This is a genomic window from Nannocystis sp. RBIL2, assembly GCF_026626745.1.
In the GTDB taxonomy this organism is placed as follows: domain Bacteria; phylum Myxococcota_A; class Polyangia; order Nannocystales; family Nannocystaceae; genus Nannocystis.
In genome coordinates this window covers 15,447-26,517 of sequence record NZ_JAPNJW010000002.1, presented here as the reverse complement: position 1 = coordinate 26,517, position 11,071 = coordinate 15,447, and the positions used below count along the sequence as shown (strand labels likewise).

Here is an 11,071-nt window from a genome sequence, read left to right as displayed (position 1 = left end):
GTCCTTTCGAGCATGTCCGCACGCGCATGCACCTCCGGACCTGTCCGCCGGGACAGCTCCGCTCACACCGGCCCGAGCGTCGCGCGCTCCTCCGGCGCGAGCACGTGCGGCGTCACCCGCGGCAGCTTGGCCCACGGGGCGAAGAACGGCGACGGCTGGGCGCGCCGGTGCACGAGGCCGCGGCCCATCAGCCACAGCACCCGCGGGATGGCCGTCACTGCCATCTTCTCCGGGGTGCCCGGCGGCGTCGGCCCGATCGCGTCGCGGCCGAACAGGCGGGCCACCACCGGCCCGAGCACCCGCTCGCGGGTCGGCGCGTCCACGGCGATGAACGGCACCAGCAGCCCGGCGAACGGCATCCGCGAGCTCCCCGTCGTGTTGGCCACCGGCGTGCGGCAGCAGTCGACGTACCAGCGGTGCAGCCCGTTCTCCGCCAGCCGCAGGCAGCGGAGGTGCTCCTGGCCGGCTTGGAGGGTGATCTGCGCCGGCGTGGTCTGGAAGATCTCCGTGCCTCCCGCCGCGTCGAGCAGCCCCTCGCCGCCGAGCCAGCGCGCGAACGCCTGACAGTCGCGGCAGTAGCAGACCGCGTGGATGCCCAATCGTGGGGACGCCTCGGAAAGCAGCCCACGCACCGCGCCGCAGCGACACTTGAGTTCGAGCGTCTCGCTCATGCGCGCGACTCTAGCACGCGCGCCAAGGCTCAGCCCGCCGCCTTGCGCAGGCGCAGCTGACCCGTGGCCGCCTGACAGCGCTCGCGCACCGGATAATAGACCTCGATCGCGACCATCCCCGACGACGTCCGGACCTCGCGCTCCGCCTTGTACGGATCGGTCTCCGCCAGCGTGTTCAGGGCCTCGAGCGCGCTCGGATCGCCGTACTTGCCGAGCACGTCGCAGGCCTGGATCCGGTGCCCGTACTCCTCTGCGAGCAGGGCCTGGCGCGCGTGGGGCACCGCCTGCGCCCCGCAGCCGGCCTCGTAGTAGAACCACACGAACTCGCCGCGGGCCTCGGGCGCCACCTTCGGCAGCTTCTCGTCGAGCGTCGGGCAGCGCGACGCGTCGCCGATCGCCACCAGCCAGTGGGCCATGCGGCCCGCCTGCTCCACCCCGCTCTCGCCGGCGTAGACCTTGTCGCTGGCGCCGAGGAACGTCACGAACGAGCCGAACAGGTCGACGCCCTCCTTGTCGAGCGTGGCGATCGAGTCTTCGAGCCAGCGGATCCGGTGGTCCTTGCCGAACAGCTCGTCCGCCTCGCCGCACTCGGCGAACTTGCGCACCAGCGCCAGGTCGCTCTCCTTCGTCGCCTGGTGGTTGCCGTAGTACTTGTCGAGGTTCGGCAGCAGCGTGTCGCACGAGCTGCTCGCCAGCCGCTTTTGCCCGACCCGATAGCGCGCGTCGCAGGCCTTCGACTTGCCCTCGGAGCACTTCGCGGCCAGCGCCTCGTAGTCGCCCGCCTTCTCGGCCTCGTCGATCTGGCCGTCGTGGTTCTTCTTCACGAGGCTCTGGAGGAGAGAACAGCCGGAGCAGGCCAGGAGGCCGCCGAGGAGGAGCAGGGTTGTCCGGTTCATCGCGCGCCCTCAACCCGGGCCCGCACGCGATGTCGCTAGTACAAAAAGCCGACGGCGCAATCGCGGCACGGTCCGAGGGGGACGCCGCCCGACGAGGCAAACATTCTGCGCCGCTCAGGGAGCTCGCCGCGTCCGGATCGCCACGGGTTGCCCCGCCACGGGTCGCGTCGCCAGATCCAGCGGCACCTCGCAGCCCGAGTTGCGCAGCTTGCAGGCCTTGCACATGCGGCCGCTCCAGATCGCCTCGTACATCGCCTGCACCTGGTCGATCACGTCCTCGTCCTCGGTGAGCATCCCGATCTCGAAGTTGCGGCGGCCCTCGCCCTTGGCGCCGAGCCCTGCCCCCGTCCAGTTGGCGCTGCCGAGGTAGCACAGGCGGCCGTCGATGATGACCGTCTTGAGGTGCACGCGTGGGCACTGGCGCAGCTCGAGCCCGCCCTTGTAAAGCCGCGAGCGGCGGTCGAAGCTGCGGCGGAACGGACCGGAAGGGGGCGCTGCGTGCAAGATCCGCAGCTCCACCTTCTGCTGGGCCAGCGCGCTGAACACCTCGAGCACCGAGTGGAAGCGGCTGCGCGAGCGGGCTGTCGCCCGCGGGTCCTCGATCAGCAGCTCTTTCAGATTCGCTGTAGCGATCCACACGCTCGTGCGCGCCGAGCGGAGCGCCGGGATCACCGCCTCGTAGTGGCCGCGCCCGGCGAGGAGGCGCATGCGGATCGGCCGCTCCGGCAGGACGAAGTCCACGCCTCACTCCGTCGCCGCGCGCTCGCGCGCCTGCAGGTGGTCACCGGGTCGCGTCATCGCGGTCGGCGGATTGTACTCGCCCGGCTCCGGCCTGTCGCCGACGCCACGGCCTGTGCGCCCGGCGCCGGCCCCCGCACTGCCGCCGCGACGGCCGGTCGCCCGGCTCGCACCCTTTTTAAACCATGTCCCTGAGGACCTGCCCCCGGGGACATGCCCCCGGGGACCTGTCCTTGCGGCCCAATCACATCACATCGGCGGGGGCACGAAATCGTCGCACGTCTGGGCGATCAGGCCGACCGCCTCGGAGAAGAACGAGTCGTAGCTGGGCGCGCACACGCTGCCCGAGATGCCCTGATCGCCGAACGACTCGACGAACTCGCGGATCCGCGGGCTCGGCTCGGCGCCGGAGCTGTCGACCAGCGGCCCGCAGATGCCGTTGGGCTGGTCGTTGTCGCCGTAGAGGCCGAGCACCACCAGCGCCTTCTCGTCGCCCTTCTTCGCGGCCACCAGCGACGCCTTCCAGCCGGCCGCGTTGCCGGCCGAGCCGTCGCCGAAGTTGTCGTCCTCGTCGGTGACGATGGTGACGACCAGGATCGCGTCTTTGCGCAGGAAGCCGGTGTTGCACTCGAACGCCGGGCCGGTCGGGGCGACCGCCTGGACCATCGCCTCCATCGGCCGCTCCGGGTCGGAGGTCGAGCCGGTGCCGACCTGGGCCGCGCAGGCGAACGTCGACGTGAGGTCGGGCTCGCTCACGTCCATGTAGCGGAAGCCGGTCGAGAAGTTGCAGTCCTTCGAGGACGACTGTAGGCCGCGCGGGTGGGTCACGCCGGCCCCGAGCACGTCCTCGCATTCGAGCGGCGGCGTGCCGCACGTGTAATCGAGGCCCGCCACCGGGCAGGTGTTGCCGAACAGCGGGCAGATCAGGTTGCAGCCGCCGAACACCCACGGATCGGTGTCGATCACCATGATGTGATAGTCCTGGGCCTCGTCGAGCTGGCTCTGGATCGCCGAGATGAAGCCGGGGAAGCTGTCGATCAGCGATTGTTGCTCGTCGCTCATCGACCCCGAGTTGTCGATGATGAACAGGAAGTCGACCTTGCGACAGCCCATCTCGTCGCCGTCGGTCGTCACGCCGTCGGTCGTCTCCTCGACGCCGACGTCGAGCTTGGGGAGCCCGCCGGAGGTGGTCGGGTCGACCATGCCGGTGCTGGTCGGCGCCGCAGTCTCGCTCTCGCTCTCGCTGTTGCCGCCGCTGGCCTCGGACGTGCTGTCCGTGCCCGAATTCGAAGAACCGGTGGTGGTCGTCCCGTTCGTCCCGTTCGTACTATTCGTGGTCGGCGCAGTCGTCACCCCGACGGTCGAGCCGCCGCTGGATGTCCCGCCGTCGTCACTGCACGCGGAGAGGGTCAACAGAGTGGCGAGAAGGGTGCAGGTACGACGAAATCGGGTCATGGCAGCATCCTCCTTATATCCGAGGCCAGTCCCGCCTCGCCGCCTTCGCCGCCGCCTCTTTCGTTAGCTGGCGCACGGACCCGAGAGGGCCCGCGGGCCCCCGCTGCGGACACACGTCCTTTTCGACCCGAACCGCATGACATGGGCCCCCGGCGCCGGTGATACCCTCGCGGCGACGTCACCGTCCCCACGCCCGTGCTGCTCTTCGCCCTCACCATCTTCCTCAGCGCATTCCTCCTGTTCCAGGTCCAGCCCCTGATCGGCAAGATCATCCTCCCCTGGTTCGGCGGCACGCCTGCGGTGTGGACCACGTGCATGCTGTTCTTTCAGGTCCTGCTGCTGGCCGGCTATGCGTACGCGCACGCAGTGATCGCCCTGCCGGCGCGTCGCCAGGGCCTCGTGCACCTGGGCGTGCTCGCGGCGGCGGTCCTCGCCAGCGCGCCGACCATCTTCCCGCCCGAAGGTTACAAGCCCGAAGGAGACGGCGTCCCGCTGCTGCAGATCTTGCTCGTGCTGACGGTCAGCGTGGGCCTGCCGTACTTCGCCCTGTCGACTACCGGCTCGCTCGTACAGGCGTGGTTCTCGCGGCTGCACCCGTCGCGCTCGCCCTATCCTCTCTACGCCCTGTCGAACATCGGCTCGCTGCTGGGCCTCTTGACCTTCCCGTTCCTCGTCGAGCCGCGCCTCGGCTCGGTCACCCAGGCCTCGCTGTGGTTCTTCGGCTTCGCCGGCTTCTGCCTGCTGTGCGGCACGATCGCGGTGCAGACCACGCGCGCGGCCGGGGCCGGCCAGGCCGCCGAAGGGCCCGCGACCGACGCCTCCGCCGTCCCGGCGCCGACCTGGGGCCTGCGGGCCGTGTGGGTCGCGCTCGGGGCCTGCGCCTCGATCATGCTGCTGGCGATGACCAATCAGATGGCGATCGACGTCGCCAGCGTCCCGTTCCTGTGGGTCATCCCGCTCGCGCTCTATCTGCTGAGCTTCATCCTCTGCTTCTCCTCCGAGCGCTGGTACCCGCGGGTCCTGTTCTACCCGCTGTTCGTCGGCGCCACCGCGGGCGTGGTCGGCCTCATGCTCGCGGGCGCCGACGCCGGCATCGAGCAGCAGGCCCTGGTCTACTGCGCCGCGATCTTCATCTACGCGATGGTCTGCCACGGCGAGCTGTACCGTCTCCGCCCGCACCCGCGTCACCTCACCGCCTTCTACCTCGCGCTCTCGGTCGGCGGCGCGCTCGGCGGCGTGTTCGTCGGCGCCATCGCCCCGCTGGTGTTCTCCGCCTATTACGAGCTGCACATCGGCCTCGTCGCCACCTCGCTGCTGGTCCTGTACGCCTTCCGCCGCGACCAGCGGCTCGAGCTGCGCGGCCGCCCCGTCTCCGCCATCGTCCTCGCCGGCACCGCGGCCGTCGCCTACACCCTGTGGCGGATCCAGAGCGAGAGCCCCGACTCGTTCCGCTACATCGGCCCGCTCGCCGGCGCCCTCCTGTGCATGCTGCTGTTCGGGTTCCTGTGGAGCCTGCGCGTTCGGTCAGGCTCTTCCGACCATGTCCTACAGGACAGCCCCGCCGGCGCGCGGTGGGTCGACGACGGCGCCCGCGTCAACCACGGCCGGGCCCGCCTGGCCTGGCTGCTGCCGGTCGCCGCCATCGTCCTGCTCGCGGTCAACCTCGGGATCGAGGCCCGCTACCGCACCAAGGAGGCGCTGACGATCGAGCGCGGCTTCTTCGGCGTGCTGCGGGTCTCCGATCGCTACACCCACGATCCCCTGCAGTCGCGGCGGATCCTGTTCCACGGCGCCATCAACCACGGCTTCCAGTACCGCGACCCCGAGCGCCAGATGTGGCACAACTCGTACTTCGCCGAGGAGAGCGGCATCGGCACCGCGCTGACGCGCCACCCCAAGCGCAAGCTCGGCGAGCCGCTCAAGATCGGCCTCCTCGGCCTCGGCTCCGGCACCCTGCTGACCTACGGCCGCCCGGGCGACAACATCCGGATCTACGAGATCGACCCCGAGGTGGAGCCGCTCAGCCGCGAGTACTTCACCTACTTCGCTCGCACCGAGGCCAGGACCGAGGTCGTGCTCGGCGACGGCCGCCTGTCGCTCGAGCGCGAGCCCGATCAGGCCTACGACGTCCTGATCCTCGACGCCTTCAGCAGCGACGCCATCCCGATGCACCTGCTGACCCGCGAGGCGTTCGTCACCTACTTCCGCCACCTGAAGCCCGACGGCGTCCTCGCCGCCAACATGAGCAACCGGCACGTCGACATCCGCCCGGTGCTCAAGCAGCTGGCGCAGCACTTCGAGTGGAACTTCGTCTGGATCGAGAACTTCAGCGACGACCCGCGCGGCGTCTACGCGGCCGACTGGGGCCTGCTCACCCGCAATCAGGCGTTCCTCGACGACCCGCTGGTCAAGACCCGCCAGGGCGACACCAGCGGCGTCTCGACCGACCTCCGCATGTGGACCGACGATTACAGCAACCTGTTCGCCGTCCTCAAGTGGGTCCAGGGCTGAGCCACGATTCGGAGAGAAGGGCCTACGCGCACTCCGCGTCGCAGAATTCGTCGGCCTGGCTGACGCAGGTCGAGTCCCACTCTGTCTCGCAGCAATACGCGTCGCGCTCGCACACGCACTCGACGACGTCCGGATCGTCGCACGCGGGCGCCTGCGACACCTCGCAACAGGGCTGCTCGCCGACGGGCAGCCCCTCGGGGTCGATCACCGGCCCGGTGTCTGGATTACAGGGCTGTACAAAAGGGATCGCTAACGCCAGGCTCCCGACGAGACTTCCGATCTGATTCCATAACATCGCATTCCTCGTTTCCGGCGGCCCGCGACACGCCCACGTGCCGCACCGTCGCGCCAATTGTGGGGCCACGGAGGAGCGAGGCAATCGTGGATCTTGCTGCGGCCCACAGCGCGGCGACTCGCAGCAGCCCGGCCGCGGCCTCTCGCCGGCCGGCGCCTCGCCGACGCCCGCGGCTTCATGCCCGGGACGTCGGCTCGGACCCGGCGCGTCGCTGCTGCGCCGCATTGTCGTCCGCGGCCATCCTCGACCGGACCCGCATCGGCTCGTCGCGACTGTGCCGATACGATCGAGCAACCTGGATCACCTCCCGACCCCCGCGCTACGGCCGCTCAGCGATCCGCGCGGGGCGCCGTCGGAAGTATGCGGTGAGGCCCGCCCCGGGCAATCGCCCGAACGTTGCGCCGCGCCACACCCGGCCCACCGCCTGCGACGAAGGCCCCGCCTGGGCGCGCCAGACCGCCATCGTATGCACATTGTCGAGACGCACCGACACCTGTGCCCCCGATTACAGTGACCGCGCAGTGATCATTGCCATGACCCGCGGCGGCCCGCTCCTGCCGTCATTCGCCGCGACGGCACGCGGCCTCGCGCACCCCGCCGCAGCGCCGTCGGCCGCTCCGCAGCGAAGTCCCCCGGACCGCCCGCGTTCGCCCGCCGTCGCGCTCGCCCCGCCGTCGTCGGTCCCCACGGCGCCGTCCGCGGCGCTACACTGCCGCGCATGACCGCCCCCCTCGTCGCCCGCGGCCTGACCAAGCGCTACGGCACGACCTGTCTGTTCGACCAGCTCGACCTCGACCTCGACGCCGGCGAGGTCCTCGTGCTCGTCGGCCCCAACGGCGCCGGCAAGTCGACCCTGATCGGCTGCCTCACCGGCGGCGTGATCCCCGACGCGGGCCGCGTCGTCCTCGGCGGTCACGACCTGCGCGGCGCCCCGCTGGCCGCGCGCGCCGCCCTGCGCTACCTCCCGCAGGAGGTCGAGGTCCCGCAGGGCCTCACCGGCCGCGAGCTCGTCGAGTTCTACGCAGCGTGTTCCGCGAGCCGCTCGGCCGCGAGCGCGTGATCGCCCTCGCCGACCTCGGCCCGGCCATCGACCACCTCGCCACCACCTACAGCCTCGGCATGCGCAAGCGCCTCGTCGCCGCCGCGCTCACCCTCGGCGACGGCGCCCTCTACGTCCTCGACGAGCCGTTCGCCGGCCTCGACCGCGAGGCCCGCGGGGCCCTGATCGCCGCCCTCGTGGCCGCCCGCGCCCGCGGCGTCGGCCTGGTCCTGTCCGCCCACGACCCCGAGGACATCGCCGCCCTCGGCGGCGCCCGCGTGCTCGAGCTCGGCCGCCCCGTCACCGCCTGACCCGAGCGACCTGTCCGTCCGCACATGCCCCATCGGACCTGTCTTCTCGAACCTGTCCCATCGTTCATCTCCGAGCCCGCCCGTGCCGCACCTCCACGCCGACCGCGCCGTCACCTCCTACCGCCACGCCGGCAGCGGCCCCGCCCTGCTCTTGCTGCACGCCGGCGCCAGCAGCGGCGTGCAGTGGGAGCGGGCCCTCGCCGCCCTCGCCCCGCGCTGGTCCGTCGCCGCGCCCGACCTCTACGGCCACGGCCACACGCCTTGCCCCGAGGACATGACCCCCGAGACCTTGCTCGAGCGCCAGGTCGCGGTCCTGCTCGCCCTCCTCGACGTCCTCGGCGGCCCCGCCCGCGTCGTCGGCCACTCCTACGGCGCAGTCCTGGCCCTGAGCCTGGCCGCGACCGCCCCCGCGCGGGTGCGTGACCTCGTGCTCGTCGAGCCGGTCGCCTTCGGCCTCCTGGCGGCCGATGACCCCGCGCTCGCGCCCGTGCAGGCCGTCGAGGCCGAGTGCCGCGCCCTCGTCCTGGCCGGCGATCCTGCAGCCGCCACCCGCCGCTTCCTCGACTTCTGGAGCGACCCCGAGCTGTGGGACTTCTTGCCCGAGGCCGATCGGCTCGCCATCGTCGCCGGCGCCCGCGAGCGCCACTTCATCGGCGGCCCCGCGGTCTTCGGCGCCCCCTTCGCCGCCGCCGACCTGGCCCGAATCACCTGTCCGATCCGCCTCGTCACCGGCGACGACGGCCCCGCGGCCCCGCGCGCAGTCGCCGAGCGGCTCGCCACCACCCTCCCGCAGACCGAGCCGATCACCGTCCCCGGCGCCGGACACATGCTGCCGCTCACGCATCACCGCGCGTTCCTCCGCCTGATCGAGTCGATGTCCTGACCGCGACGGTCTCCGCCTGCGGGCGCCCCCGCCTCGTCACCACGCGCGCCCGCTGGCCGGCCGAGCCCCGCCTACGACGTGGGCGTCCTCCGCATCACCGGATGTCCCGATCGCTCGCGCATCCGCGCGCCCGTGCGCGGCGATCCGCGCACCGCCCTCGCCTCACTCGCGCGCTTGCCTCGAGGTCGGCGCCCGCGGCTACCATGCCCGGGTTCGGAGGGATTTTAGATGAAGTTTGCGACTCCGCTGCCGCAGCTCGCGGCGGCCTGCCTCGTGCTCGGCGCCTGCGGCGACGACGGCCGCGCCACCGCCACCGAGGTCACCACTGCGCCGGCCACCGCCACCACGACCATGACCACCGGCGCCACGCCGGGGACCACCGGCGAGCCCGACACCGGCACCGGCAGCGACAGCGACACCGCCGTCCCGACCACCGGCACCACCGCCTCCGAGCCCACCACCACCACCGGCACCACCGGCACCACCGAGCCGGCCCAGACCTCGAGCACCACCGCGCCCGGCTGCGGCGCCTGCGATCAACCCAATCAACAGTGCGTCGACGGCGAGTGCGTCACCTCGTGCCAGGGCCAGGGCCAGGACGCCTGTCCTCAGGGACAGGTGTGCGACGTCATCAGCGGCGAGTGCCACGCAGCCGCAGATCCCTGCACCCTCGCCGGCACCGAGACCGCCTGCGCCGACCTGTCCTGCGGGCCAGGTAGCACCTGCGACGGCGTCGGCGCCTGCGTCCCGGTCGCGCCCTGCTCCGACGTCGCCTGCACCGACGACGGCCACTGCTGGGGCACCCTGTGCGGCTGCGAGCGCGTGGTCGAGTGCCAGGAGCCGACCGCCGAGCTGCTCAACGGCCCGTTCTCGACCGAGATCGGCGGCATCGACTTCGCCGACGACTGCAACGCCTGGATGGTGACGCTGCGCAGCGGCCCCGACTACGTGCGGCGCCTCAAGCCCGACGGCGAGCTGACCCAATGGACAGGCGTCGCCAACCTCAACATGGGCGAGGTCAAGGTGCTGCGTCGGCTGACGATCCCGCAGCTCACCGAGGCCCTGCCGGTCGCCGCCGAGCCGAGCCCGCCGACCCCGGTCGAGGGCCTCGGCGAGGTCGCCATCACCTACACCTGCTGCCAGGCGTGCGGCTGCCAGGCCGACCCGCCGCAGGGCGTCGCCCGGCTCGACGAGGCCAACATGATGAGCCCGCTCCCGATCGTCATCGTCGCCCAGGTCACCCAGGGTGACGGCCCGTTCGGCAGCAACGCCGCCGACGCCGGCCCGCATGGCCTCGCGTGGGGCGAGGACCGCGTGCTGTACGTCGGCAACAGCACGATGAACGGCGAGTACAACGACGCCGACCTCGACGCCGCCACCCAGGGCGTGGTCTTCACCTTCGACGCCCGCGTCACCGCCAGCGCCCCCATCAGCCCCGTGCACATGCTGGTCGCGCTCGACGGCGGCACGCTCTACCGCTTCAACGCCCAGACCCAGCAGGCCGAGTTCGTCGTCGACCTCATGTCCGACGTCACCAGCCTGGCCCACGACGCCTTCACCGGCCACGTCTACGCCGGCCTCGCCAACCTCGAGGTGGTCCGGATCGCCCCGTTCACCGGCGAGGTCGAGCCGTTCCAGACCATGCCCGGCGTCGGCCGCGTCGCAGTCAGCCCGAGCGGCAAGCTGTGGTACACGCCGGTCAAGTACCTGAGCGACCTGCCGCTGCAATCGTGGGACCTGCCGATGGCGTTCTGAGCCTCCAGGCCGGCCACGCGCCGCGCGTCGTCTTCTCCGACGACGACGCGCGGATCCTGTCCGAGCTCGCGTCGCTCCGCGCGCGACGACCTCGCAGGCCGTGGCCGACGAGGCCGCCTGCGCAAGCGCCGGAACGTGAACCTCGGCCGCCAGGTCGACACCCGGGCCAAGGACGCCAAGATGCGCGGTCCGTGAATGCGACGACAGTCGCATGTCCTGAAGGACATATCATCATAGTCTGCTCGTCACACGCCCGCAGCTGCGAGCGAGCGCCGCCCGACCCGCTCGGTCGCGGAGCTCCTGCCCGCGAGCGCTCGTCGCCCCGCCCTCGCGGGCCGCGGGCCGTCGATCCGCGCCGATCTGTCCGCAAGGACACCCCCTCCGGCGGGCCCGGGCCGCGCTCCGCCGCTCGGAGCTTCGCGCCCCGTCCCCGGAGCCGACGGACGCCGCGAACACGCGTCTCCATGCCCGTACGTGCGGAACCGGGCCGGCCCCGACCAATACGACCCGATCCGCG

The 11,071-nt window shown here is 71.7% G+C and carries 10 protein-coding genes; 5 read left to right on the top strand and 5 right to left on the bottom strand.

What is annotated here, in order from left to right; all coding sequences use genetic code 11:
- Nucleotides 1–62: 62 nt before the first annotated feature.
- The 4 genes from OV090_RS25345 to OV090_RS25330 all read right to left on the bottom strand — a co-directional run bounded on the left by OV090_RS25345 (nt 63) and on the right by OV090_RS25330 (nt 3,760).
- Nucleotides 63–671 (bottom strand): DUF6151 family protein, encoded by a 609-nt coding sequence (locus tag OV090_RS25345; protein ID WP_267707181.1) that lies wholly within the window; start codon nt 669–671, stop codon nt 63–65.
- 29 nt (nt 672–700) lie between these two features.
- Complete coding sequence (locus OV090_RS25340) at nt 701–1,567, bottom strand: HEAT repeat domain-containing protein (RefSeq protein ID WP_267707180.1); 867 nt, start codon at nt 1,565–1,567, stop codon at nt 701–703.
- A 114-nt stretch (nt 1,568–1,681) separates the two neighbouring features.
- Nucleotides 1,682–2,308 carry a phospholipase D family protein gene (locus OV090_RS25335; RefSeq protein WP_267707179.1) on the bottom strand — a complete coding sequence of 209 codons (627 nt, stop codon included), beginning with the start codon at nt 2,306–2,308 and terminating at the stop codon, nt 1,682–1,684.
- A 246-nt stretch (nt 2,309–2,554) separates the two neighbouring features.
- Entirely contained in the window at nt 2,555–3,760 is a 1,206-nt protein-coding gene (locus tag OV090_RS25330) for a hypothetical protein (protein WP_267707178.1), read from the bottom strand.
- Between the two features lie 195 nt (nt 3,761–3,955).
- Between OV090_RS25330 and OV090_RS25325 the strand changes: the two genes are divergently transcribed.
- Nucleotides 3,956–6,271, top strand: a complete 2,316-nt coding sequence (locus tag OV090_RS25325; RefSeq protein ID WP_267707177.1) for a fused MFS/spermidine synthase — start codon at nt 3,956–3,958, stop codon at nt 6,269–6,271.
- 22 nt (nt 6,272–6,293) lie between these two features.
- On the opposite strand, the gene OV090_RS25320 is transcribed toward OV090_RS25325, so the two are convergent.
- A complete protein-coding gene (locus OV090_RS25320) occupies nt 6,294–6,479 on the bottom strand; it encodes a hypothetical protein (RefSeq protein ID WP_267707176.1) in 186 nt (61 codons plus the stop codon).
- An 805-nt stretch (nt 6,480–7,284) separates the two neighbouring features.
- Here OV090_RS25320 and OV090_RS25315 point away from each other — a divergent pair.
- From OV090_RS25315 to OV090_RS25300, 4 genes are all read left to right on the top strand, one after another.
- Nucleotides 7,285–7,626, top strand: coding sequence for an ATP-binding cassette domain-containing protein (locus OV090_RS25315; RefSeq protein ID WP_267707175.1), 342 nt, complete (start codon nt 7,285–7,287; stop codon nt 7,624–7,626).
- On the top strand, nt 7,593–7,916 hold the full coding sequence (locus OV090_RS25310) for a hypothetical protein (RefSeq protein ID WP_267707174.1): 324 nt from the start codon (nt 7,593–7,595) through the stop codon (nt 7,914–7,916). Before OV090_RS25315 ends, OV090_RS25310 begins: the two co-directional genes overlap by 34 nt.
- Nucleotides 7,917–7,998: 82 nt before the next feature.
- Nucleotides 7,999–8,799 (top strand): alpha/beta hydrolase, encoded by an 801-nt coding sequence (locus OV090_RS25305; RefSeq protein WP_267707173.1) that lies wholly within the window; start codon nt 7,999–8,001, stop codon nt 8,797–8,799.
- A 228-nt stretch (nt 8,800–9,027) separates the two neighbouring features.
- Nucleotides 9,028–10,554: a hypothetical protein gene (locus tag OV090_RS25300; protein ID WP_267707172.1), complete on the top strand. Its 1,527-nt coding sequence runs from the start codon at nt 9,028–9,030 to the stop codon at nt 10,552–10,554.
- The last annotated feature ends 517 nt before the right edge of the window (nt 10,555–11,071 follow it).